The organism is Flavobacteriales bacterium (genome assembly GCA_016715895.1).
Taxonomy (GTDB): Bacteria; Bacteroidota; Bacteroidia; order Flavobacteriales_F; family PHOS-HE28; genus PHOS-HE28.
On the sequence record JADJXH010000003.1, the window covers coordinates 1531465 to 1556054 of the forward strand.

At 68.5% G+C, this 24590-nt stretch carries 22 protein-coding genes and 1 pseudogene; 20 read left to right on the forward strand and 3 right to left on the reverse strand.

Going from position 1 to position 24590, the window contains the following annotated elements:
* The first annotated feature begins 18 nt into the window (after positions 1 to 18).
* From IPM49_06790 to IPM49_06805, 4 genes are all read left to right on the forward strand, one after another.
* A complete protein-coding gene (locus IPM49_06790) occupies positions 19 to 1710 on the forward strand; it encodes a hypothetical protein (protein ID MBK9274230.1) in 1692 nt (563 codons plus the stop codon).
* Positions 1695 to 3002 carry an AMP-binding protein gene (locus tag IPM49_06795; GenBank protein MBK9274231.1) on the forward strand — a complete coding sequence of 436 codons (1308 nt, stop codon included), beginning with the start codon at positions 1695 to 1697 and terminating at the stop codon, positions 3000 to 3002. Before IPM49_06790 ends, IPM49_06795 begins: the two co-directional genes overlap by 16 nt.
* On the forward strand, positions 2999 to 3604 hold the full coding sequence (locus IPM49_06800; GenBank protein MBK9274232.1) for a hypothetical protein: 606 nt from the start codon (positions 2999 to 3001) through the stop codon (positions 3602 to 3604). Before IPM49_06795 ends, IPM49_06800 begins: the two co-directional genes overlap by 4 nt.
* 64 nt (positions 3605 to 3668) lie before the next feature.
* A complete protein-coding gene (locus IPM49_06805; protein ID MBK9274233.1) occupies positions 3669 to 4712 on the forward strand; it encodes a class I SAM-dependent methyltransferase in 1044 nt (347 codons plus the stop codon).
* A gap of 331 nt (positions 4713 to 5043) precedes the next feature.
* Here IPM49_06805 and IPM49_06810 read toward each other — a convergent pair.
* From IPM49_06810 to IPM49_06820, 3 genes and pseudogenes are all read right to left on the reverse strand, one after another.
* Positions 5044 to 6266: pseudogene (locus IPM49_06810) on the reverse strand (IS256 family transposase).
* Positions 6267 to 6676: 410 nt separating this feature from the next.
* Positions 6677 to 8227, reverse strand: a complete 1551-nt coding sequence (locus IPM49_06815) for an NAD(P)/FAD-dependent oxidoreductase (protein MBK9274234.1) — start codon at positions 8225 to 8227, stop codon at positions 6677 to 6679.
* The gene (locus IPM49_06820) at positions 8224 to 12030 is read right to left on the reverse strand and encodes a 1-acyl-sn-glycerol-3-phosphate acyltransferase (GenBank protein MBK9274235.1); all 3807 of its coding nucleotides are present in this window, start codon (positions 12028 to 12030) and stop codon (positions 8224 to 8226) included. Before IPM49_06820 ends, IPM49_06815 begins: the two co-directional genes overlap by 4 nt.
* Positions 12031 to 12119: 89 nt before the next feature.
* Here IPM49_06820 and IPM49_06825 point away from each other — a divergent pair, with 89 nt between their 5' ends.
* Genes IPM49_06825 through IPM49_06900 form a run of 16 tightly spaced genes read left to right on the forward strand, consistent with a single transcriptional unit; the run spans position 12120 to position 24513 of the window.
* On the forward strand, positions 12120 to 13670 hold the full coding sequence (locus IPM49_06825; protein ID MBK9274236.1) for an aromatic amino acid lyase: 1551 nt from the start codon (positions 12120 to 12122) through the stop codon (positions 13668 to 13670).
* Entirely contained in the window at positions 13667 to 14413 is a 747-nt protein-coding gene (gene fabG, locus IPM49_06830) for a 3-oxoacyl-ACP reductase FabG (GenBank protein MBK9274237.1), read from the forward strand. Before IPM49_06825 ends, fabG begins: the two co-directional genes overlap by 4 nt.
* Before the next feature lie 6 nt (positions 14414 to 14419).
* A complete protein-coding gene (locus IPM49_06835) occupies positions 14420 to 15643 on the forward strand; it encodes a beta-ketoacyl-[acyl-carrier-protein] synthase family protein (protein MBK9274238.1) in 1224 nt (407 codons plus the stop codon).
* A gap of 1 nt (position 15644) precedes the next feature.
* On the forward strand, positions 15645 to 15905 hold the full coding sequence (locus IPM49_06840; GenBank protein MBK9274239.1) for an acyl carrier protein: 261 nt from the start codon (positions 15645 to 15647) through the stop codon (positions 15903 to 15905).
* Positions 15880 to 16851 (forward strand): hypothetical protein, encoded by a 972-nt coding sequence (locus IPM49_06845; GenBank protein ID MBK9274240.1) that lies wholly within the window; start codon positions 15880 to 15882, stop codon positions 16849 to 16851. Before IPM49_06840 ends, IPM49_06845 begins: the two co-directional genes overlap by 26 nt.
* Positions 16775 to 17221, forward strand: a complete 447-nt coding sequence (locus IPM49_06850) for a 3-hydroxyacyl-ACP dehydratase (GenBank protein ID MBK9274241.1) — start codon at positions 16775 to 16777, stop codon at positions 17219 to 17221. Before IPM49_06845 ends, IPM49_06850 begins: the two co-directional genes overlap by 77 nt.
* Complete coding sequence (locus tag IPM49_06855; protein ID MBK9274242.1) at positions 17211 to 17633, forward strand: acyl-CoA thioesterase; 423 nt, start codon at positions 17211 to 17213, stop codon at positions 17631 to 17633. Before IPM49_06850 ends, IPM49_06855 begins: the two co-directional genes overlap by 11 nt.
* Complete coding sequence (locus tag IPM49_06860; protein ID MBK9274243.1) at positions 17606 to 18742, forward strand: beta-ketoacyl synthase; 1137 nt, start codon at positions 17606 to 17608, stop codon at positions 18740 to 18742. Before IPM49_06855 ends, IPM49_06860 begins: the two co-directional genes overlap by 28 nt.
* Positions 18739 to 19341 carry a hypothetical protein gene (locus IPM49_06865; protein ID MBK9274244.1) on the forward strand — a complete coding sequence of 201 codons (603 nt, stop codon included), beginning with the start codon at positions 18739 to 18741 and terminating at the stop codon, positions 19339 to 19341. The genes IPM49_06860 and IPM49_06865 overlap by 4 nt, the downstream gene beginning before the upstream one ends.
* 2 nt (positions 19342 to 19343) lie before the next feature.
* The gene (locus tag IPM49_06870) at positions 19344 to 19604 is read left to right on the forward strand and encodes an acyl carrier protein (protein MBK9274245.1); all 261 of its coding nucleotides are present in this window, start codon (positions 19344 to 19346) and stop codon (positions 19602 to 19604) included.
* Positions 19601 to 20788, forward strand: coding sequence for a beta-ketoacyl-[acyl-carrier-protein] synthase family protein (locus IPM49_06875; GenBank protein ID MBK9274246.1), 1188 nt, complete (start codon positions 19601 to 19603; stop codon positions 20786 to 20788). The genes IPM49_06870 and IPM49_06875 overlap by 4 nt, the downstream gene beginning before the upstream one ends.
* Positions 20785 to 21603 carry a beta-ketoacyl synthase chain length factor gene (locus IPM49_06880; GenBank protein ID MBK9274247.1) on the forward strand — a complete coding sequence of 273 codons (819 nt, stop codon included), beginning with the start codon at positions 20785 to 20787 and terminating at the stop codon, positions 21601 to 21603. Before IPM49_06875 ends, IPM49_06880 begins: the two co-directional genes overlap by 4 nt.
* The gene (locus IPM49_06885) at positions 21600 to 22358 is read left to right on the forward strand and encodes a polysaccharide deacetylase family protein (GenBank protein MBK9274248.1); all 759 of its coding nucleotides are present in this window, start codon (positions 21600 to 21602) and stop codon (positions 22356 to 22358) included. Before IPM49_06880 ends, IPM49_06885 begins: the two co-directional genes overlap by 4 nt.
* A gap of 7 nt (positions 22359 to 22365) precedes the next feature.
* Positions 22366 to 22986, forward strand: a complete 621-nt coding sequence (locus IPM49_06890) for an outer membrane lipoprotein carrier protein LolA (GenBank protein ID MBK9274249.1) — start codon at positions 22366 to 22368, stop codon at positions 22984 to 22986.
* Positions 22987 to 22990: 4 nt separating this feature from the next.
* Positions 22991 to 23377: a hypothetical protein gene (locus IPM49_06895; GenBank protein MBK9274250.1), complete on the forward strand. Its 387-nt coding sequence runs from the start codon at positions 22991 to 22993 to the stop codon at positions 23375 to 23377.
* Positions 23374 to 24513, forward strand: a complete 1140-nt coding sequence (locus tag IPM49_06900) for a DUF2062 domain-containing protein (protein MBK9274251.1) — start codon at positions 23374 to 23376, stop codon at positions 24511 to 24513. The genes IPM49_06895 and IPM49_06900 overlap by 4 nt, the downstream gene beginning before the upstream one ends.
* Positions 24514 to 24590: the final 77 nt, after the last annotated feature.

Sequence of the window (24590 nt, forward strand, 5' to 3'; positions counted from 1 at the left end):
TTAGCTTTGCAGCCCCCGATGCCGCGCCTGTTCCGCGTCCTGCTCACCCTGCCCCTGCTGCTGATCGAGCTGCTGTGCGGTGCGGCCGTCGCCCTCCTTCCCCTGTTGCTGCTGGACATGCAGCTGACCACGCCGCTGGCGTCGGGGGAGACCGCCGAACTGCCTGCCCGCGAACCGCTCGGCGAGGGCGGATGGCGCACCGCGAACGGCTGGCTGGCCCCCACACCGGACGGGCTGTGGGAGGCCTACGTGCAGGGCGGCGACCTGGAGCGCGGGCTGGCCATCGGTTCCCTGGCCCGCGAGCTGATCCGCAAGCAGGAGGAGCTTTTTGTGCAGCGCATCCGCCTGCTGGTGCCCGACGAGGACAAGCTGGGCTGGCTTCGGCACTTCATCGGCTTCTTCAACCGCGACATCGAGGAGCACGTGCCGGTGGAGTACCGCCGCGAGATCTACGGGGAGAGCCGCGCCTTCGACCCCGCCTTCGACATGATCGGCACGGGCTACGAACGCGCGCTGAACTACCATGCGGCGCACGACATCGGCCATGCGCTGCAGGACCTGGCCTTCGTGGGCTGCACCAGCTTCGCCGCGTGGGGCGACCGCACCGCGGACGGGCAGCTGCTGATCGGGCGCAACTTCGACTTCCACCTGGGCGAGGAGTTCGCGTGCGACAAACTGGTGCTGGCGATGCGTCCGGACAGCGGGCATCCCTTCGTGATCGTCACCTGGGCCGGCATGCTGGGCGCGGTGAGCGGCATGAACCTCGAGGGCCTCACGGTCACCATCAACGCCTCGCGCTCGGCCCTGCCCACCGGTGCGCGCACGCCCATCAGCCTGCTGGCGCGCGAGATCCTGCAGCACGCCGCCACGGTGGACGAGGCGGTGGCCATCGCCGCGCGCCGGGAGGTCTTCGTGAGCGAGAGCATCCTGGTGGGCTCGGCGCGGGACGGCCGGGCGGTGGTGATCGAGAAAGCGCCGGACGGCATGGGTGTGCACGACCCCGGCAACGGGCTGGTGGTGTGCGCCAACCACTACCAGAGCGACGCCTTCTTCGGCTCGCCGGTGAACCAGGCCAACCTGCGCGAGAGCGACAGCATGGCCCGCTTCCGGCGCATGCGCGCGCTCACCGTCACCGGGTCGCCGCTCACCCCGGCCGATGCGGCCCGCATCCTGCGCGAACGGCGTGGGCCCGACGGGCAGGACGTGGGCCTGGGCAACCCCATGGCCATCGACCAGCTCATCGCCCACCACAGCGTGATCATGGAGCCGGGGAAGCGGACGCTCTGGCTGGGCACGGGACCCTACACGCTGGGTGCCTACCGCCGTTACGACCTGCGGGCCATCTTTGCCCTCGACACTCCTGCTGACGTGCCCCTCACCCTGCATCAGGCCGGGACCCTTCCCGCAGACACCCTGCTCGGTTCGCCGGCCATGGGCGACCTGGTGTGGCACCGCGCGATGCGGGCGGCCCTGCTGGAGCGGCGCGTCACCGGGCGCACCTACCGCCTGAGCGCCGAGGATGAAGCGGCCTACGTGCGCACCGACCCGCACAACGCCATCACCTACAGCGACCTGGGCTTCTGGTACCAGGCCTTCGGCGACACGGGGCTGGCCGCCCGGTATTTCCGCGAGGCGCTCGCGCGCCCGGTGGCCAGCATCGCCGAACGCCGCGAACTTGAGAAGGCCCTGGCCGCATGCGACCCGAACTGATGCTGCCATCCGGCCTCGATGAAGAGGCCGTCCTCGCGCTGCAGGACCGTCTGCTGTGCGAACACGTGCACCGCCTGGCCGAACGGTCCCCCCACTACCAGCGGCTCTTCCGCGAACTGGGCCTGCACCCGGGTGACATCCGGGGCGTGGCCGACCTGCACCGCCTTCCGTTCACGCGCAACACCGATCTGGAGGCGGCGGGTGATGCGCTGCTCTGCGTGGAGCGCCGCGCGGTGATCGACCATGTGACCACCTCGGGCACCACCGGAAAGCCCGTGGCCCTGCTGCTGGATGAGCCCGATCTGGAGCGCCTCACGGCCAACGAGCACAACTCGTTGGTGATGGCGGGGGTGACCGCCGAGGATGTGGTGCAGTTGATGACCACGCTGGACCGCCGCTTCATGGCGGGCCTGGCCTATTTCCTGGGTGCCCGGGCGCTCGGGGCCGGCGTGGTGCGCGTGGGTCCCGGCGCGGCCGCCCTGCAGTGGGACAGCATCCACCGGTTCGGCACCACCGTGCTGGTCACCGTGCCCAGCTTTCTGGTGAAGCTCATCGATCACGCCCGCGCCCACGGCATCGACCCGGCGGGGAGCACGGTCCGCAGGGCGCTCTGCATCGGCGAGCCCATCCACGACCCCGACGGCGGCTGGAACAACCTGGGCCGGCGCATCAAGGAAGGCTGGGACATCGAGCTCCTGGGCACCTACGCCAGCACCGAGATGGCCACGGCCTGTACGGAAACACGCGAAGGCAGCGGCCACGCCGTGCAGCCCCAGCTGATGCTGGTGGAGGTGCTCGATGAGCACGACCGGCCGGTGGCGCACGGCCAGGCCGGCGAGGTGGTCGTCACCCCCTTCCACGTGAGCGCGATGCCGCTGCTGCGCTACCGCACGGGCGACATCTGCGTGCGGTACGAGGGGGCCATGGACGGCGGCGGTGGCCGCTTGCATCTGGGCCCGGTGCTGGGCCGGCGCCAGCAGCGCCTGAAGGTCCGCGGCACCACCCTCTTCCCCGCGCAGGTGCTCGATGCGATCAACGCCATGCCGGTGATCCCTACCTTCGTCGTCGTCTGCACCACGGACGAACTGGGGGGGGACGACCTGGAGGTCCTGGTCGATCTGGAAGGTGACGCATTGGAGGCCCTGCGCGAGCAATTGCGGGCCACGTTGCGGGTAGCCCCTCGGATGACCACCCTGCCCGGCGCGGCCATCGAGACCTTGAAATGGCCGCGGGACAGCCGCAAGCCCCACCTCTTCATCGACCGCCGCACCCCACACCGCCACCTGCCATGAGAATCCTATGGTCCGCCCTGCTCCTCGCCACCCTTCTCCCCGCGGCCAGCGCGCAGCAGAACACCCTGGCGGACATGCTGGCGGACAAGGTGGGGCTCACGTGGATCGGGGTGGACTACTCGGCGGCGAGGTTCACCCCGCGCTACGAGTTCGGACCGCTGGACCAGGCCGGCCCCACCTTCTTCAACCGGTGGAACATGCTCTTCGAGAGCGAATCGGCCAAGTACACGCCGTGTCCGCACATCAAGGTGAAGGACTGTGAGATGTTCACCAGCTACGTGGAGGCCGTGAACATGGCCGTGACCGTGCCCGAGGTGTGGAACAAGCCCGAACTGCAGCCCGAGGGCGTGCAGGAGCTGGTGTCGCGCTACAAGACCGATGACCGGCCCGGTGTGGGCATGGTCTACATCGCCATCACCTACGACGGAAAGGCCCTGAAGGCGGACTACTATGTCACGTTCTTCGACATGGCCACCCGGCAGGTGCTGCACATCGAACGCGTGAGCGCCACCCCCGGAGGGGCCGGCCTTCGCAACTTCTGGGCGTCCACCGTGATCAAGGTGAACGAACAGCTCAAGGGCATCCGCAAGAAACTCCAGTGATCGGACCGGGAACATGAAGAAGGTGGCATCCAAGGCAAGGCCGGCACGGACGGCAACGAATGAATTGACCGCGGTGGAGGCGAAGGCCGCCGCCCAGCGCATCGCCTTCGGGCCCATGGTCTTCCAGGCCTGCTGGATCATGCAGCGGAAAGAGCTGTTCGATGCCCTGGCCCAGGCCGGCACCAAGGGCCTCTCGCGGGAGGAGCTCGCGAAGGCCTCCGGCCTGTCGCCCTATGCGGTGATGGTGCTCACGGACATGGCCCTCACGGCCGATGTGCTGGCGGAGAAGAACGGCCGGATGGTGCTGACGAAGACCGGGGTGATGCTGGCCTTCGACGACATGACGAAGGTGAACATGGACTTCACCGGCGACGTGTGCTTTGCCGGGCTGGCCCATCTGGAAGAGGCGCTCGTGGAGAGCCGTCCGGCCGGGCTGAAGGTCTTCGGCGACTGGCCCACCGTGTACCAGGGCCTGGCCCACCTGCCGCAGCATGTGCGCAGCAGCTGGTTCCACTTCGATCACTACTACAGCGACCATTCGTTCCCGCCTGCGCTGGAGATCGTGTTCCGCGACCACCCTAAGGTGGTGATGGACGTGGGCGGCAACACGGGGAAGTGGGCCTTGAGCTGCCTGCGCCACGATGCGAACGTGCGCATGATGGTGGTGGACCTGCCCGGTCAGCTGCGCGAAGTGGAACGCAACGTGAAGGCCGCCGGCTTCGGCGACCGCCTCACCACGGTGGCCGCCGACATGCTGGACCCCACCAGCAAGCTTCCGGAAGGTGCGGACGCGATCTGGATGAGCCAGTTCCTGGACTGCTTCGGCGAGGACGAGATCGTGGCCATCCTGCGCAAGGCCCGTGCGGTGATGCGGCCGGGCATGCCCTTGTACATCATGGAGACCTTCATCGACCGGCAGCGGTTCGAGGCGGCCTCGTTCTCGCTGGCGGCCACCTCGCTCTACTTCACGGCCATCGCCAACGGCAACAGCCGGATGTACCGCGCGGAGCACTTCGCGCCGCTGGTCGCCGCCGCCGGCCTGCGGGTGGTGAAGGAGCACGACGACGTGGGCCAGGGCCACAGCATCTGGCGCTGCGAGCTGCCCTGAGGCCCGGGATCTCCAGCTTCCGCACATCAGCCGTCGGCCTCCACCTTTCCGGCCACCCGCCACCAGCTTCAGGCTGCCAGCCTCAGGCCACCTGTGTCCGGCCACCCGCCGCCGGCTTCCGGCTGGCCGCTTGCTGCCTTCGGCGCTGGCCGTTGCCCGGGTTCACACCCCGCGCGATCCACGCATGCCCATTTCCACCGCCGCCGTCAGGTCGCCACCCCTCGGGTCTGTTAGATAAAGTGTGTCATCATCGTTATTGCTGATGATGTTGATGTTGTTGGGTTTTGAACGAGGGGGTCCGGGGGAGACTCAGAACCTGTTGATCGGTGTTGATCGCCTGTGGATCGAAGCGTGGGCCGAAGAGCAGGCGTAGCTCGGCGGCTATCTCCCTCCAAGCGAAGATGGGCTTGGCGGCCATTTTCTCCACGATGCGCTGCTGGGCCAGATAGAGCAGCTTGAGCAGGGCCATGTCGTTGTCGAAGACGCGCTTGGTCTTGGTGTACTTGCGCAGCTGAGCGTGGAAGCCCTCGATGGGATTGGTGGTGTAGATGAGCCGCCGGATGCGCTCGCTGTAGCGGTACTGGCTGGCCAGCAGCGGCCAGTTGGTGTGCCAGGAGCTCACCGCCTGCGGGTAGCGTTCCCCCATTTGTCGCTGAAGACCTCCAGGGCATGCAGCGCTTGCTGCTCACCAGGGGCCCGGTAGATGGCCCGCATGTCCTTGACCACCTCCTTGTAGTGCTTGTAGCTGACGTACTTCAGGGTATTGCGCACCTGGTGCACGATGCAGAGCTGGATATCGCTCTGTGGGTACACCAAGGAGATCGCGTCGGAGAAGCCGCTCAGGTTGTCGATGCATGCGATCAGCATGTCCTCCACGCCGCGTTGGCGCAGGTCGCCCAGCACGCCCAGCCAGAACTTGGCCCCTTCGCTCTGCCCCACGTACAGGCCCAGCAGGTCCTTGTGGCCATCGGGGCCAACGCCCAAGGCGGTGTATACGGCCTTGTTCACCACGCGCCCTTCCTGCTTCACCTTGAAGTGGATGGCATCGAGCCACACGATCGCGTAGCGCGCCTCCAAGGGCCGCTGCCGCCAGGTCTGTACATCGGCGATCACCTGGTCGGTCACCGCGCTGATCGTGGCCTCGCTCACCTCGATGCCGTACAGGTCCCGCACATGGTCGCTTATGTCGCGCTGGCTCATCCCAAGCCCGTAGAGCTTGATGATCTTCATGTCCAGCTCGGCGTTCAGCACGCGCTCGCGCTTGGGCAGCAGCACCGGGTCAAAGGTTCCCTCACGGTCGCGCGGCGTGGCGATCTCCACCTCTCCGTGGGCGGTCTTCACCCGCTTGCGCCCATGTCCGTTGCGCCGGTTACCTCCAGGCGGCTCCTCGGCCAGGTGAGCGCTCAGCTCGCCCCGTAGCGAGGCCTCCATCAGTCGCTTCACCAGCGGGGTCAGCACCCCATCGCTGCCGCTCAAGGGCTTGCCCAGTAGCAATTGCTTCATGGCCTCCTTCTCGAAGGCTTCGTAATCGAACTTGTCCGTCTTGTCCTCCATGGGTCAGGTGTTGAAGTTCGCAATCCGGCCTGACACACTTTACTGAACAGTCTCCGCCGAAGCGATCTCCCCGGTTGTGACCCAGCCCCTCTCAAGGGAGACTGCCATGGCGCCCCACCCAGCGGCCCATCGCAGCGCCTCGCAGTGACGGTTTGGATGTGCTCTGCGTCCTCTGCCCCTCTGCGTGAGTTCGAGTCCACTGCTGCCGTCAGGTCGCCTCAGCATTCCGACTCAGTGGACTCTTCTGACTCCCGACTCCCTGGACTCCCGACGCAGCAGACTCCCAACTCCCTCCGAACCCATTCCCTCGACGAACCCTCTGGCGCAGGCTTCCTTCTTGGTTCTTCCTCCTTGTTCCTTCTTCCCTGGTCCTCCCCTGCCGCGCCGCAGCCATTGGCGAAGGCGGCCTCCTACCCCTTCACCAGCACCTCCCCTCCGCCGGTCTCCCGCTGGATCTTCTCCACCAGGTAGCGCTTGCCCACCAGCTCCGCGCAGGTGACCACGCTGCTCACGGTGACCCCCAGGATGCCGTGCAGGTTGATGTTCTGCCCGGTGAGGAAGAGGTTGGGCACCTTGGTGCGGGGCGAGAGGTAGGTGCGCATCGGTGCGCTGGCCTCCTTTTGGATGCCGTAGGTGGTGCCGTCCGGGCAGCCGATGTAGTCGCGGAAGGTGAGCGGCGTGGTGGTCCAGCGACCGGTGATGGCATCGCGCAACGCGGGGTACCGCCGATGCACCTGCTCCAGCACCTCCTCCGCCTTCCGCTGCTTGAACGTCTCGTAGTCGCCCTCCCGCTCGGCCGGTTCGGCCACCGTGTTGCGCGACCCGGACCAGCGGGCCACCTCACTGAACGGCATGAAGGTCATGATGGACAGCGCGTCCACCGTGCCGTCGCCGCCGTGCATCAAGGGCGTGAACAGCATGAACTGACCGCGCTGACGGCCGGAGCCCGGGTCCATGGGCGCCCACACGTCGTGATCGGCGAAGTGGTAGTGGTTGTGGTCGTGGTAGGGAAATGAACCCGGCCGCAGCGCCAGATGCACGCAGAAGGTGCCGATGGTGTTGTCCATCGCCTTCACGCGGTTGCGGTAGGCGGGACGCACGCCGTCGCCGGTGATCAGGTCCAGCACCGTGGCCGGATGCACGTCGGCCACCACGCGCCGGGCCGCGAAGCGATCGCCGTCCGCCGTGTGCACGGCGCTGACGCCTGTGGCATCCGTATCCAACCGGGTGACGCGCTTCCGGGGCAGGATGACCGCGCCGTGCGCACGCGCCTCCCGGGCGAGCAACTTGGCGAGCTGCGATCCGCCGTCCACGCAGCGCCAGGCGCTTTCGATGTAGGTGTTCAGCACCAGGGCGTGCATGTAGAACGGGGTGCGGTCGCCGTGGCCGGCGTGCAGCACATTGGGCGCACCGAGCACCGCGCGCAAGCGGGGGTCGCGGGTCAGCGAAGCGATGTGGTCGCGGGCGTTCACCTGCAGGGCGGGATCCTCCCACTCATTGTGCTCGGCGTAACGCAGGTAGTAGAGCGGGAAGCGTTCGCAGGTGGCGCGCACGTCATCGCTGAAGCGCTGGATGGCCGCTCGTTCGGCCGGGAAGTGCTGCACCAGCCGCTCCACGAAGTGGGCATGCCCCTGGGCCAGCGGATGCTCGGTGGGGTCGTCGCCGAAGGTGATGCGGTCGAAACCGTCCACGTCCATGCGGTGCAGCTTCAGTCCGTCGCGGATGCCGAGGTAGCGGAAGTAGCGGTCCAGGTTCTGGCCGGGCAGCAGGCCGCCGAGGTAGTGCACCCCGGTGTCGAAGAGCCGCTTATCCCGGCTGAACACCTGAAGGCTGCCGCCGAGCTGGCTGTTCTGCTCCAGCACGCACACGCTCAAGCCTTCCCGCGCGAGGATCACGGCGCATTCCAGCCCGCCGAGCCCGGCGCCGATCACCAGCACGTCGAAGGAGCGGTCGGTGCTCATGCCGGCTTGGTCAGGGTCGCCAGGGCGTTGGAGGTGATGCGGCCTTCGTCCACCCACTCCAGGCGGAGGCCGTGCGCGGCGGCCATGCGCTCGAGGTCCTTCCGGCCCATGAAGGTGAGCGGCGCAGCGGTCTTGTTGAAGCCCAGGCCGGTGGAGAAGCGCTCCGTCCAGCGGGTGCGGGCGTGGCGTTGGGCATCGCCCGTGAAGCCGTCGCGCACCACGATGACGCCGCCCGGGCGCAGGGCCTCCGCACAGGACCGCAGCAGGTCCTCCTGGCGCGCCATCGGCAGGTAGTGCAGCACATCCTTCAGCACATAGGCATCGGCCGGTGGCGGCCTCCAGGTGAGCAGGTCCGCGGTCTCGAACCGCAGGTTGTCGCCGCGCAACAGGCTGTGCGCGGCCACGGCCACCTTGTCGGCATCATGGTCCACGCCGAGCAGCTTGCGCTCCGGCGCGCTCCAGTGCAACAGGTAGGTGAGGGGGCCATACCCGCAGCCCAGGTCCACGATGTCGCCCGCGCGGGGCAGCAGGGCGTGGATGCGCTCATCGAGGCGGGCATCGATGCGTGACTTGATGCGGATGTACCACTCCAGCACGGGTCCCTTGTATGTGAAGGCCCGCACCAGCTGACCGCGGAAGAACGACGGCGTCTCCCGCGCCTCACGCAGGGCGGTGTGCTCCTTTCTGAACCACGCGGCGATGGCCTTGGTGCGCTCCTTCAGCGGCTCCTGCGGAAAGCGCGGATCGTCCGGCATGATCGCCGGCAGCGTGCGCATGGTGATGGTGGTGTCCTTCAGCATGGCATCGCTCTTGGCCATGGCATAGCCCACGCCGTGCAGCAGCACGGGCACCACCGGCAGTCGCAGCTCCTGCGCCATGTGGAAGGCACCCTTGTGGAAACGTCCGATGCGCCCATCGCGGCTGCGGGTGCCCTCGGGGAACACCACCAGGCTCCAGCCGCGCTGCACCGCATCGCGCACCCGGACGGTGTTGGTGACGATGTCGTCCTCGCTGCGCACGAAGCCCGTGAAGCGCACGAAGGCCCCGAAGAAGGGCGAGTTCCACACCCAGCGGTTGGTCATCATGATGGTGCGCGGATGCACCATGAGCATCACCAGGATGTCCACGAAGGAGGCGTGGTTCGCGACGAGGATGGCGGGACCCTTGCGCAGCGCCGGGCGGAAGTCCTGCACATCCTTGCGCACATTGGCCATCACGTACACCAGGGAGCGGGTGAAGACCTTGAGCGAGCGGCCGAAGACGCGGCGCTTGGTCTCCCGCGGGATGGGCGAGATGGCCACGAGCGGCAGCACCGCGAGCTGCACGAGGCAGCCGGCCAGGAAATAGACGAACGCGAAGAGCGAGATCAGCAGGGAGCGCAGGGTGAAGGGCAGCCGGCCTTTCGCCGCACGGCCCGTGATGAGCCACCGGAACAGCACGGGCTGCACCGTGAGGGAGATCACCAGGATGCAGAGCATGCCCACCACGCTGAGCAGGGCGATGCTGCGCAGGGCGGGGTGCTCGGCCAGGAGCAGGACACCGGTGCCGATCACGGTGCTGGCCACCGACAGCACCACGCCGGTGCGGATGGCGGGCAGGTCGTCGCTGCCGTCGCGGTAGCGGTTCAGGATGCCGCTGCTGGTGAACAGGCAATAGTCGTCGCCCAGGCCGAAGATGAAGGTGCACACCAGCACGTTCACCATGTTGAAGGGGATGTCGAACAGCCCGCAGATGCCCAGGATCCATACCCAGCTCAGCAGCATCGGCAGGAAGGTGATCACGGCCAGCTCGATGCGCCCGTAGGTGATCAGCAGCACCCCGAACACGAGCAAGGAGGTGAGCCAGAGGATGCGCTGCAGCTCGTCCCCCACGAGGGTCTTGAGCCGGTCACCGAGCAGGCCGCGGTGCAGCACCTCGCTGGTGGTGCCGGCGAGCAGGGCCTCCACGTGATCCTCATCGCCGGGGCGCACCCGCGCCAGGGAGACGACGCGCACACGCCCATCGGGCAGCCGCGTCACCGCGCCTTCCTCCAGCAGGGCCTTCGTGGCACTGTCCACCGGAAGCGCCCGCGCGCCTGCGACGGACCGCAGGAGCGGTGCGAAGGCCTCGGCCACGAAACCGGCGCGATCGGCCGCTTCCAGGAACCGTGACCTGAACACCGCCGTGTCAGTTCGCTGCAGCGCTCCACCCCAGGCCGACCGGGACGCCAGGCGCACACTGTCCGCCGGCAGCAGGTCCGTGGGTGAGACCAGTGTGACGAAGGGGGCCGGCGATGCCGTGCGAAGGCGATGGACCGCACCGGTCGCGGCGCGGCGCGCGCCTTCCTCATCCTCCGCCTCGCTGACGATGAACACCGTGCGCAGATCGCCGGCCGCACCGAACAGACGCTCCCGCAGTTCGCGCATGGTGTCCGGCATGTAGCTCATCCGCTCCGGATCGTCCTCGAAGCGCACGCGGTCCACGAAAGGCCAGAGGGCGAGGGTGATCACCAGGACCGCGAGCGGGCTCCACGCCTCCACGCGCCGCCGCCAGCCAGGGGTGGCCCGGGATCGGGCGGCGTTCGATGGGGGGGCCGGCCATCGCACGGGAACATGGGGCAATACCACCAGGGTGAACAGCGCGGCGGAGCCCAGCATGAGCGCCGCCATAAGGCCGAGATCGCGGAGCAACGGAGCGTCCAGGGTGCGCAGGGCCATGAAGGCCAGGATGGTGGTGAAGCATCCCAGCAGCAGCGGCGCGGCCACATCACGCACCGTACGCTCCACATCGCGGCTGTGGCGCAGGTGGGTGAAGTGGTGCAGCGCATAGTCCAGGGCGATGCCCAGCAAGGTGGCCGAGACGCCGAGCGCGATGGACGAGAGGGTGGGCGCCACCCAGGCCAGGATGCTCAACGCGTTCAGCAGGCCGAACGCGGCGGGCAGCAGCACGAGCACTGGCATGCTCCACTTCCGGTAGTGGAGCAGCAGGAGCAACAGGAAGAGCGCCACGGAGATGACCGTGGTGCGGCGCGTATCGGCGGCCACACGCAGGTTGTTGGCCCGTGCGATCGCCGCGGGGCCGAAGACCTCGGCTTGGACGCCGGTGCCACAGGCCTCGGCCATCCGGAGGCGCACCTCGTCCACCAGGCGGTCCAACGCGGTATCGGGCAGGTCGGGCCGCGGACGCATAAGCACCACGGCGGTCGTGCCGCTCCGGTCCAGGAGCACACCGGAGGAACCGTCCACCCCGCCCAGGTCCGAGCGGGCGCGCAGGGCTTGCAGGTGGCCGCCCAGCAGAAGGGCCGGGTCGCCCAGGATCAGCGGCTCCTGCACCAGGCCTCCAGGTCCCAGCAGGCGGGCGCGTACCATGCCCATCAGGCTGTCCAGACCGTGGTCATCAAGGGCCAGCAGGCGAGACAGTGCGGCCGTGTCGGCGAAGGCGGGCAGGTCGCGCAGGGCCACGTCCACCGCAGCATCGAACCATTGCGGGTCCGGCGTGTTGTCGACCTGCATGACAAGCCCAGCACCAGCTCCGGAACGCACGGCCTGTACAAAGCGGTCTGAGGCGGCCATGGCGCTGTCCGGCGGGACGCCCGAGCCCGCGGTGAACCCGACCATCAGGCGGTCGGCACCCGGGCCGGTGGCCAACAAGTCCCGGAACCGGTCCACACCAGGGTCGCTCGGCAGGGCTTGGAAGAGGTCGTTCACCAACCGGAGGCGTGGGATGGAAACGCCCACGAACGCGGCCCAGGCGACCATCAGGACCGCCAGCGACCATCGTCTGGTGCTGAGCATCCGGTACAACGCGCTGAACCCTGCTCCCATCCTCGTGCGTCACGCGGTCGCCACGGACCCGGCGAAATTAGACCGGTCGGTTAACTTTGCCCGCCTTTTCCCAACCCTTGCCCGTGACCGTGGACATCCGCCCCCGCACTGTGCGTGACCTTGACCTTGAGTCCTTCGTGGCCATCGCGATGGGCGAAGGCACGCTGCGTCCCTCGGCGGAGGACCTGGACGCGGCCGACCGGTCCTACGCATTTCTGCAGGAGTTCGCACGGGACAAGGTGATCTACGGCATCAACACGGGCTTCGGCCCCTTGGTGCAATACCACATCCCGGAGGCCGACAGCGAGCGGCTTCAGTACAACCTGCTGCGGAGCCACGCTTCGGGCATGGGCGCCCCCCTGCCGGATGCGGCGGTGCGGGCCTGCATGCTGAGCCGGGCGATCACCTTCCTTCTGGGCTATTCCGGCGTGAGCCGGGCCACCATCGACCAGTTACTGGTCTACCTGGAGCGCGGCATCCACCCCACCATCCCGCAGCACGGCGGTGTGGGCGCCAGCGGCGACCTGGTGCAACAGGCCCACATCGGCCTGGGCCTGATCGGCGAAGGCACGGGCACCTACAAGGGCGTGCGCCTGCCCATGGCCGACATCCTCAAGGAGGCGGGCATCGCCCCGCTGAAGTTGAGCATGCGCGACGGCCTGGCCATCGTGAACGGCACGGCCTGCATGAGCGGCCTGGGCGCCATCAACGTGCACCATGCCCGCCGGCTGGTGGACCGCGCCATCGCCATGGGCGCGCTCATCAGCGAGGTGGTGGGCGCCTATGACGACCACCTGAGCGACGTGCTCAACGGCGCCAAGCGCCACACCGGCCAGAACGTGGTGGCCGCCGGGCTGCGCGGAAGGTTGGAGGGTGCGGGATGGACGAAGAAGCGCGAGGAGCACCTGTACAAGCAGCGCGACCGGTCCAACGGCAGCATGTTCGACCATAAGGTACAGGAGCACTACAGCATCCGGTGCATCCCGCAGGTGCTCGGGCCCATCCACGACACCGTGGAGCAGAGCGCCCGGGCCATCCACGACGAGCTGTTGAGCGTGGACGACAATCCCGTGGTGGACCACCGCACGGCCAGCGTGTACCACGGCGGCAACTTCCACGGCGACCAGGTGGCGCTGGCCATGGACCAGATGAAGCTGGCGGTGGCCAAGCTGTGCATGCTCACCGAGCGCCAGCTGAACTTCCTGCTGAACGACAAGGTGAACGGCCGCTTCCCGCCGTTCCTGGTGATGGGCCGCCCGGGCATCGACTACGGGCTGCAGGGCATCCAGTTCACCGCCGTGAGCACCACGGCCGAGTGCCAGGCGCTGAGCACCTCGCTGTACGTGCACTCCATCCCGAACAACAACGACAACCAGGACATCGTGAGCATGGGCAGCAACGCGGCGTGGATGGCGGCGCGGGTGATCGACAATACCGCGCAGGTGATGGCCATCCAATGCCTGGCCCTGGCGCAGGCGGTGGACATCGCCGGGGTGAAGGACACGCTGGCCCCCGCCAACCGGGCCTTTTACGAGGAGATCCGCGCGGTGGCCGCACCCGTGATCGCCGATGCCCCCAGCACGGCCATCCTGCATGAACTGCGCACCCGGCTCCTGATCCACGACCTGTTCCCCGGATGAGCGCCACCCCCGAACGCTACGCCCTGGTCACCGGGGCCTCCCGCGGCATCGGTCGCGCGGTGGCCCTCGCCCTGGCCGCCGACCATGGCTTGAACATCCTGGTGAACTACGCCAAGGGGGCCGAGCAGGCCGAAGAGACCGCCCGGATGGTGCGCGAGCACGGCGTGAAGGCCGAGACCCTGGGCTTCGATGTCACCGACCGCGATGCCGTGCATGCGGCCATCACCACCTGGACCGAGGCCCACCCGGAAGCCCGCATCGAGGTGCTCGTCAACAACGCCGGCATCACCAAGGACAATCTGTTCGTCTTCCTGCCGCCCGAGGACTGGCATGCGGTGATCGACACCAGCCTGCACGGGTTCTTCAATGTCACCAGCGCCGTGATGCAGAAGATGGTACGGCAGCGCTCGGGCCGCATCATCAACGTGGTGAGCGTTTCGGGCGCCAAGGGCGTGGCCGGGCAGACCAACTACAGCGCCGCGAAGGCCGCCGTCATCGGGGCCACGCGCAGCCTGGCCCAGGAGGTGGCCAAGCGGAAGATCACGGTGAACGCCGTGGCGCCGGGCTTCATCCGCACGGACATGACCAAGGACCTGCCGGTGGACCAGCTCAAGGGCATGATCCCCATGGAGCGCTTCGGCGAACCCGAGGAGGTGGCCCACGCGGTGTCGTTCCTCGCCTCCCCGCGCGCCAGCTACATCACCGGCGAGGTGATCCACGTCAACGGCGGCATCCATTCCTGATCGCCCGTGGAACGCGTCGTCATCACCGGCATGGGGATCTGGTCCTGCCTCGGCAAGGACCTGGCGGAGGTGTCCGAGAGCCTGCGCATCGGCCGTTCCGGCATCGTGTTCGACCCGGTGCGCAAGGAGATGGGCTTTCGCAGCGCCCTCACCGGCAAGGTGGACATGCCCGACCTGAAGGCCGAACTGGGACGCCGGCAGCGTGTGGGCATGGCGGAGGAGTGCTATTACGCCTATGCGGCCACTGCACAGGCCTTCCGGCAGGCGGGCATTGGTGAGCAGACCTTCCTGGACCACGAGGTCGGCATCCTGTACGGCAACGACAGCAGCGCGCTGGCCGTGGTGGAAGGCGTGGATGCGCTGCGGCGCAAGAAGGACACCACGCTCATCGGCTCAGGGTCCATCTTCCAGTCGATGAACTCGACGGTGACGATGAACCTGGCCACCATCTTCCGGCTGCGGGGCATCAACTTCACCGTCAGCGGGGCCTGCGCCAGCGGCTCGCACGCCATCGGCATGGGCTATCTGCTGATCAAGCAGGGCCTGCAGCGCATCGTGCTCTGCGGCGGTGCGCAGGAGGTGAACCCCATCGCCTTCTGCAGCTTCGACGGCATCTCGGCCTTCAGCGTGCGGGAGTCGGACCCCACCAAGGCCTCGCGCCCGTTCGACAAGGACCGGGACGGCCTGGTGCCCAGTGGTGGAAGTGCCGCGCTCGTCCTCGAGAGCCTGTCGTCGGCCCTGGAGCGTGGCGCCCCCATCCTCGCCGAGGTGGTGGGCTACGGCTTCTCCTCGAACGGCCTGCACATCAGCGACCCCGACCTCGACGGCCAGGTGCGTGCCTTGAACATGGCCCTGAACATGGCCGGCATGGGCCCTTCGGACATCGAGTACATCAACGCCCACGCCACGTCCACGCCCATCGGCGACCTGGTGGAGGCGCGCGCCATCGACACGGTGTTCGGCGCCACACGCCCCTTGGTGAGCAGCACCAAGAGCATGACGGGCCACGAGTGCTGGATGGCCGGCGCCAGCGAGGTGGTGTACAGCGTGCTGATGATGCAGGGCGGCTACCTCGCCCCGAACATTAATTTTGAAGAACCCGATGAGGCTTCCGAGCGTTTGAACCTCGTGAGCCGTCCGATGGAACGGAAGGTGGATGTCCTGCTCTCCAACTCCTTCGGCTTCGGGGGGACGAATTCATCACTGATCATCAAACGCTACGCCAGCTGACATGAGCACCGTTGCGCAACGGGAGGAGATCGAAGCCCGCACCAAGGTGTTCCTGGTGGAGGAGTTCGAAGTTCAGGAGGACCTGATCCTGCCGGACGCCGACATGAAGGACACCCTGGCCCTGGACAGCCTGGACTACGTGGACCTGGTGGTGGTGATCCAGGACAACTTCGGAGTGAAGCTCACCGCGGAGGATTTCCAGCGGATCGGCACCTTCCAGGATTTCTACGAGCACATTGAGCAGCGCATCACCCGCGCCTGAAGAACGCCCGGCGGCCTGGCAGGGTCGCAGCCGGGGCACTCCGCTCGGCCACCGCATCTTCATCTTCCTCATCCGCCGCGTGGGCCTGTGGGCCGCCTACACGCTGCTGGTCCCCGTTTCGTTCTACTTCGTGCTCGCCGCCCGGGAGCCCGGCCGCGCCTGGCTCCGGTACTACGCGCGGGTCCGTCCCACCGACCGCAGCCCGCGCTGGTGGGTGCTCTTCCGCGCCTACCACACCTTCGGCACCCTCATCATCGACAAGGCGGCCGTGATGGCCGGCCTGAAGGACCGGTTCCGCACCGAGCATCAGGCGGCGGACACCCTGCAGCGGATCCTGGATGAAGGCCGTGGCGGGCTGCTCATCAGCGCCCACGTCGGCAACTGGCAGATGGCGAGCTACATGCTGAAGCGCTACCGCGGACAGGTGAGCGTGGTGATGCTCGATGCCGAGGAGCAGGCCATCAAGCGGGCCCACGATGAGGCCACGCAGGACAAGCGGTACGAGGTGATCGCGTTGAAGGACGACATGTCGCACCTGTTCCGGATCCGTGGCGCGCTGGCCGAGGGGCGGCTCGTGTGCATCCACGGCGACCGTTCGCTCGCCGGAGGCCGCACCGCACGCATGCCCTTCCTGGGCACCGAGGCGTCGTTCCCCCTGGGCCCTTTCGCCATCGCCGCCGCGTTCGACGTACCGGTCTGCTTCGCCTTCGTGGTGCGCACGGCCCCCCGGGAATACACCTTCACGGCCACCGACCCCCTGCCCCACGACCGCGACCCCAAGGTGCAGCTCGCCCGTTTTTCCGCCGCACTGGAAGAGGTCGTGAAGCGTCATCCCTTCCAATGGGCCAACTTTTATGACTTTTGGAGCGATGCCCCATCCGCTGCCCCGGGGCGAGGCCGTGCTGCGGTTCCTGCCGCACCGCCCGCCGATCGTGCTCGTCGATGAACTGGTCGCCTCCGACGGCGATACGCACGCCACGCGCCTCCTGGTGCGGGACGACAACGTGTTCGCCGAGGACGGCCGCCTGCTGGAGGCCGGGCTGATCGAGCATGTGGCCCAAAGCACCGCGCTGGGCACGGGATACGCCGCCGCAGGCGCGGGCGAGGGTGAACCGCCCGTGGGCTTCATCGGTGCGGTGTCGCGCCTGCGGATCGAGCGCCTGCCCAGGACGGGGGAACTGCTCGAGACCACCGTGGCGATGCAGCACCGGCTGGCCAATGTGCAGGTGCTGCAGGGAACGGTGCGTGCCGCCGGCGCGGTCATCGCCGAGATGGAGATGAAGGTGTTCCTGATGGGTGGTACCGATGCAGCCTGAACTGACCACCACCTGCGAGGTGCCCATCACCTTCGGCGACCTGGATCCCATGGGCATCGTGTGGCACGGCAACTACGTGAAGTTCATGGAGCGCGGTCGCGAGGCCTTTGGTCGTGCCCACGGCCTGGATGCCATGAAGATCTTCGACCTCGGCTTCACCACCCCGGTGGTGCGCACGGTGATCGATCACAAGGCCATGCTGGAGTACGGTGACATCGTGGAGATCGCCACGACCTACATCCCTCACGCAGCGGCCAAGGTGGTGCTGCGCTACCGGATCAAGGCCAAGGGGCGCAGCGCCATCGCGGCCCTGGCCGAGACCACCCAGGTGTTCCTGGACAAGGAGCGCAAGCTGCAGCTGATCGCCCCTCCCTTCTACCTGGAATGGAAACAGCGCCACGGGATCCAGTGACCGGCCCCATCGTATTGGGCGCGCCCGGCTGCGTGACCCCGCTCGGCGCCTCGGTGGAGGACACCTTCACCGCGATGCACGCCGGCCGCTGCGGGCTGCGTCCGCAGACCTTCCCCGGCACCGATGCACCCGTGCACGTGGGTCGGTGCGACGAGAGCGCGCTCACCGGAAGCGGCCGGCGGGCGCAGCGCCTGCTGGGCGCGGCGGTACGCCAGACCATGGGCGGCCTGTCCCGCAGCCTGCGCACCCTGCCCCGCACCGCGTGGATCCTGGCGACGACCAAGGGTGACATACGCGCCCTGGAGGAAGGCCGGCCCGAGGACGCCGAGCTGCCGCTCTTCGCCCGGCGCACAGGCGTGGCCCTCGGCCTGCCCGGAACCCCCCTCGTGGTGTCCAACGCCTGCATCTCCGGCACGCTCGCTGTCCAGCTCGGCGCCGAGATGATCCGCGCGGGGGAGGCCGACCATGTGCTGGTGACGGGGCTGGACGAGGCCACGGACTTCGTGCTCTCCGGATTCCTGTGCCTGCACGCGATCGCGAGCGGTCCCTGCCGGCCGTTCGATGACGACCGTGATGGCATCTCCCTGGGCGAGGCCGCCGCCGCCATCGTGCTCACGCGCGACACCAGCCTGTTCCGGCACGGCCCCATCGCCACCTACCTGGGCGGCGGCATGGGCAACGACGCCAACCACATCTCCGGCCCCTCGCGCACCGGCGAAGGCCTCGTGCGAGCCGTGGAGGCCGCCCTGCGCGACGCGGACCTGTCGGCCGAGGCGGTGACGCATGTGAACGCGCACGGCACGGGCAGTGTGTACAACGACGGCATGGAGCACATCGCCTTCACGCGGCTCGGGCTCGGCCACGCGCCGGTGAACTCCTACAAGGGCTACATCGGGCACACCTTGGGCGCCGCCGGTCTGGTGGAGGCCCTGGTGGCCGTGCATGCGCTGCGGCAGGGTCTGATGCTGCGCAGCCTGGGCGCCTCCAGCTCGGTGACCCTGCAGGGCCTCGATGTGCTCCACGAACACCGGCACACCCAAGGCCGCACGCTGCTGAAGACCTCCTCGGGCTTCGGGGGCTGCAACGCCGCCATCGTGCTCCGCGCATGAAGCCCATCGCTCACAGCCGCTTCTCCGCCGGGGTGTTCACCCTGGACGGCCGGATCTTGGCCGAACCCTCCGGCGCACCCGACGAAGCGCTGCGCGCGGCGTACCAGGCCCTGGCGATGGACTATCCCAAGTTCCACAAGATGGACCGGGCGGCCAAGCTGGCCGTGCTGGTGGCCGAACCCGTGCTGCGCGTGGCCCGCGAACGGGGTGCCGACCTGGCCGAGGCCACGGCCGTGCTGGCGTTGAGCCGCAGCGGAAGCGGGAGCAGCGATGTGGACCACTGGAAGGTGAGGCAGGACACCGGTCTGGCCAGCCCGGCGGTCTTCGTGTACACCCTGCCGAACATCGGGGTAGGCGAGCTGACCATCCGTCACGGGATCCACGGCCCTTCGCTCTGCCTGATGACCGAAGGACCCGACAGCCCGGAAAGCGTGATGGCGGCCCGGCTGCTCCGGCGTGATCCGCGGGTGCGATGGCTGGTCTGCCTGTGGTCCGATATCTTCGCCGCTCGTTTCGAGGCCCAGGCCGTGCTATTCGGTCCGGACGACGACCTCCCGAACCAAGCCGACGCCACGACGTTATTCCCCAGCACTCCCTGACCATGGACGCACAGGCCCTGAAGCAGCAGCTCAAAGCACAGATCATCGAACAGCTCAACCTCGAGGAGGTGAACGTGGAGGACATCGGGGATGATCAGGTGCTCTTCGGCGAAGGCCTTGGATTGGATTCCATCGATGCGCTGGAGCTGATCGTGCTGCTGGAGCGTCACTACGGGATCAAGATCACCGACCCCAAGCAGGGGCAGACGGTGTTCCGCTCGGTGAACACCATGGCGGAGTTCATCCAGAGCCACGGCAAGTGAACCGCCCATCGGTCGCCATCACGGGGATCGGCGCGATCTCTGCGCTGGGGACCGGGACCGCGGCCCAGTTGAGCGCCTTGCGTGAGGGCCGCTCGGGCATCGGCCGCCTCGCCCATCTTTCGCTCCCCTTCCCTGAGCTCTGGTTCGGTGAGGTGAAGGCGTCCAACGCCGACCTGGCCACCCTCGCCGGCGTGGAGGCCGAACGCTCGCGCACCGTCCTGCTCGGGCTCATCGCCGCCCGCGAGGCGCTGCAGGATGCCGGGCTCGGCCCCGGAGCGGACATCGATCTGCTGAGCGCCAGCACCGTGGGCGGCATGGACCGCAGCGAGGCCTTCGCCACGGGCTGGATGGCCGGTGGCGTGGACGGCATCGACCGGGCCGTGGGCCATGCTGTCGGCGACCACGCGCACCAGCTGGCGCGGCACCTCGGGCTGCGGGGCCGGGTGACCACGTTGAGCACCGCCTGCTCCAGCAGCGCCAACGCGTTGATGCTCGGCGCCTGGCTCATCCGTTCGGGTCGCGCCGAGGTGGTCCTGGCCGGTGGCACCGACGCGCTGTGCCGCTTCACCACCGAGGGCTTCAGGGCCCTGAGCGCCATGGACACCGCCCCGTGCCGGCCCTTCAGCGCCGACCGCGGCGGCATGAACCTCGGCGAAGGCGCCGCCTACCTGGTGCTGGAGCGCAGCGACCGGGCCGAAGCGCGCGGGCGCACCCCGCTGGCCTGGCTCGCCGGCGCCGCCAACACCAACGACGCACACCACCAGACCGCCACCTCGCCGGAGGGCGAAGGCCCGTTCCAGGCCATGCGCGAAGCCTTGGCGGACGCGGGCCTTCCTGCGGAGCAGGTGGACCTGATCAACGCGCACGGCACGGGCACGGACAACAACGACGGCACCGAACAGGTGGCCATGGAGCGCCTCTTCGCCACTGTGCCGCCCTTCGTGAGCACCAAGAGCGCCACCGGCCATACGCTCGCCGCGGCGGGGGCGCTGGAGGCGGTGTTCAGCGTGCTCTGCATGCGCCACGACCTGATCCCGGCCAACCTGCGCTTCGGCGCCCCGATCGAGGGGCTCCGCAGTGCGCCGAACACCGCACCCCGAACGGCCAGTGTGCGCACGGTGCTCAGCACCTCCTTCGGCTTCGGGGGCAATGACAGTGCGCTGGTCCTCACCGCCACGCCATGATCATCCGCGCCGCCGCCCACTACACGCTGCGTCCGGGATCGGGCGAGGAGGCCGTGGTGCCGGGCATGGACCTGCTGCCCAAGCCGATGGCGCGCCGCATGATCGCCCCGGTGCGCCGTGCGATGGCCTGTGCCTTGGCCGCCCTGGCGGAGGCCGGCATCGAGCGACCGGACGGCATCTTCTACGGCACGGGCCTGGGCTGCCTGGCGGACACGCAGGAGTTCCTCCTGGAGATCGAGCGCAACGCCGGATCGCTGCTGGCGCCCACGAGCTTCATGCGCAGCACCCACAACACCGTGGCCGGGCTGATCGCGCTCGCCCTCAAGGCACAGGGGCCGAACCTCACCTTCAGCCAGGGCTTCACCAGCTTCCATGCCGCCCTGCTGGCCGCCGTGATGCACCTGGAGCGCCGGCCCGGCGACCGCGTGCTGGTGGGCGCGAGCGACGAGCACCTGCCCCTGCTGGACCATCTCTTCGATGCGCTCCACGGCGATCGCCTCGTGCCGCACGCCGCACGACCCGCGGAGGGCGCCGCCTTCTTCGTGCTCGGTGGTGCCGACGGTGTGGCGAAAGGCCGCGTGGTGGATGTGCGCATGGGCCCCGTCGACCGCGTGTTGGTGGACGACGGCATCCCGGCGTGGACCGGAGCCTTGGTGACCTCGGTGACCAACGGCGCCTCTTACGTGGACCGCACCGGGCTGCACCACAGCGCACCGGCGGTGGCCGTGGCCCTTGCGCTGGCCGATGCCGTACCCGCCGTGCAGCTGATGGACCGTGAAGGGGAGCAGCACGGGCTGATCCACATCGCGCGATGAGCCTTCACCACAAGCTGCTGATCGTTCTGCTGCCGCTGCACCTCCTGCTGCTCGCGCTCGCCTGGACCGGCACCTGGTCCTGGTGGCCCTTCATCGCGCTGCTCGCCGCGCATCTGCTGCTGCTGGGTTGGGGCGCGATGGACCATGCGCTGGGTCTCTTCCTCCGTGCGCACCGCAACGGCCGGCCCGGCACCCTGGCGCTCACCTACGATGATGGTCCGCATCCGGAACACACGCCCGCGCTGCTGGACCTGCTGAAGCGCGAGGGCGTGCAGGCCGCCTTCTTCTGCATCGGCCGGCGGGTGGAGCAGCACCCCGCGCTCGTGAAGCGGATGGTGGACGAAGGTCATCTCGTGGGCTGCCACAGCATGGACCACCCCGTGGCGTGGGGCTTCATCAGCACGGCGCGGAGCGTGGAACAGATCTTGCGCGGCGTGGCCGCCATCGAACGCGCCACCAGCATGCGCACGCCCTGGTTCCGCCCGCCCTTCGGGGTCACCTCGCCCAACGTGGCCGCCGCCGTGCGCCGTGCGGGCGTGGAGGTGATCGGCTGGGACGTGCGCCCGTTCGACACCACCTTCCGCACCACGGAGAAGCGCCTGTCGTGGATCTTCGGCGAGCGGCCCAAGGGCACCGTGGTGGTGCTGCACGACACGGTGGGCCCGGTGGTGGACACCACCCGCGCCATCATCGACCGCTGCCGCAGTGCCGGCATCCCGCTGCTCCGCGTGGACCGCTCCCTCGGCCTTGCCTGAACCCCGCATGCGCACCACGCTCGCCCTCCTGCTGCTGTGCCTGAGCCCGATGCTCCGCGCGCAGCTCACCCCCATCGGGACCGATCACGCCGAGGTGAAGGCCCTGCTGGCCGCCACGCGGGCGATGCGCACGGTGCAGGCGCGTTTCGTGCAGGAGAAGCACCTGCGGGCCCTGAAGGCGCCCGTGAGCGAGCCCGGCCGCTTCGTGTACGAGCGGCCCGACCGTTTCCGCTGGAGCGTGGAGGGCGCCGCACCGCTCACCATCCTCACCGCCGGCAGCGCGGTGCGCGTCAAGGAGAACGGTGCGGAGAAGCGCCTCGGCGCCGCCGAACAGCGGATGTACGCCTCCATCAACGCCCTGGTGCTGGACCTGGTGAGCGGGCGCCTGCTGGAGAGCCCGGAGATGAAGCCGCGTTACGAGCTGGGCACCGACGCGTTGGTGGCCCACCTCACGCCCACCGGGGCCATGGCGCGCCGCGTGCAACGCATGACGCTGCACTTCGACCGGGCCACCCACCGGCTGCGCGAGATGGAGACCGTGGAGATCGACGGCGACCGCACCGTGGTGCGCTACAGCGAGGTGCTCGTGGACAAGCCCGTTCCATCCGGGGCCTTCACCGATCTTTGACGCCATGGACGCCGCCTGCCGGAGCCTCTTCCACGTGGAAACCTTCGCACCGCTCACCGAAGGCCGCGGCTGGCAGGCCCGCGCGGTGATGAACGAGCAGCACCCGATCCTCCAGGGCCACTTCCCGGACCGTCCGGTGATGCCCGGTGTGGCGATGGTGCAGCTGGCCGGCGCCTTGCTGAGCCGCGGGCTCGGGCGTCCGGTGCACCTGCGCAGCAGCCGCGTCATCAAGTTCCTGTCGCCGCTGGAGCCGGCCACGGGCACGGTGCTCGACCTCACGCTGCGCGTCACCGGCGAGGAAGGGGACAGTGTGACGTGCGACGTCAGCGGAAGCTGCGGCGACCGCGCCGTCTTCAGCATCAAGGGCGGCTTCGGTCCCCTGCCGGCATGAGCAGCCCGCGCGCCTGCGTCCTGGTGCCCACGTACAACAACGCCGCCACCGTGGAGGCGGTGCTGCGCGCGATCCAGGCGGCCGGCGAGCGCGACATCCTGGTGGTGAACGACGGCAGCACCGACGGCACGGCGGCGATCCTGGCGCGGATCGACGGCATCACGGTGATCACCAACGACCGCAACCGCGGCAAGGGCTACTCGCTGCGGCGTGGTTTCGAGGCGGCGCTGGCGAAGGGCTTTGCCTACGCCATCACCATCGACAGCGACGGGCAGCACGCCCCGGGCGAGATCGCCAAGCTGCGCGCCGCCATCGCCGCCAACCCCGGGGCGATGATCATGGGCGCGCGCGACATGAGCGGCGACGACGTGCCCGGCAAGAGCAGCTTCGGCAACCGCTTCAGCAACTTCTGGTTCCGGGTGGAAACGGGCTGGAAACTCACCGACACCCAGACCGGTTTCCGTGCCTATCCACTGGCGGCCACCTGTTCCTTCCGCGCATGGACCACGCGGTTCGAGTACGAGGTGGAGACCATCGTGCGGCTGGCCTGGCGCGATGTGCCCTTTGTGCAGGTGCCGGTGAGCGTGCGCTACGACTTCCCCGAGCGCGTGTCGCACTTCCGCCCGGGCAAGGACTTCCTGCGCATCAGCCTGCTGAACTCGGTGCTGGTGACGCTGGCCTTCCTGTGGCACTGGCCGAAGCAACTGCTCACGGGTGGGCGGCTGTGGCGGCGGCTGAAGGAGGAGGCGGTGCGTCCTGAGGAGAGCTCCTGGCACAAGGCGCTCAGCATCGGCTTCGGCCTCTTCATGGGCATCGTGCCCATCTGGGGCTTCCAGCTGGCGGTGGGCATCCCGCTGGCCTTCCTGCTGAAGTTGAACCGCGTGCTTTTCGTGGCGGCGGCCAACATCAGCATCCCGCCCATGATCCCACTGATCGTGTACGCCAGCTACCGCATGGGCGCGCCCTTCGTGGGCGACGACCGGGTGCGCATCGAACGCTTCGCCGACCTCACGCTGGAGGCCATCCACTGGAACATGATGCAATACCTGCTGGGCGCCGTGCTGCTGGCGCTGGCGGCCGGGCTGATGGGCACCCTGGTGAGCTGGGCGGTGTTGCGGGGGGCGCGGGGGCGGTAGAGTGATCCCGGCCAACGCATCTGCTGCGCTGACGCTGCAAGCAACGTCCGCTTACGCACCGATCAGCACGATGGCGG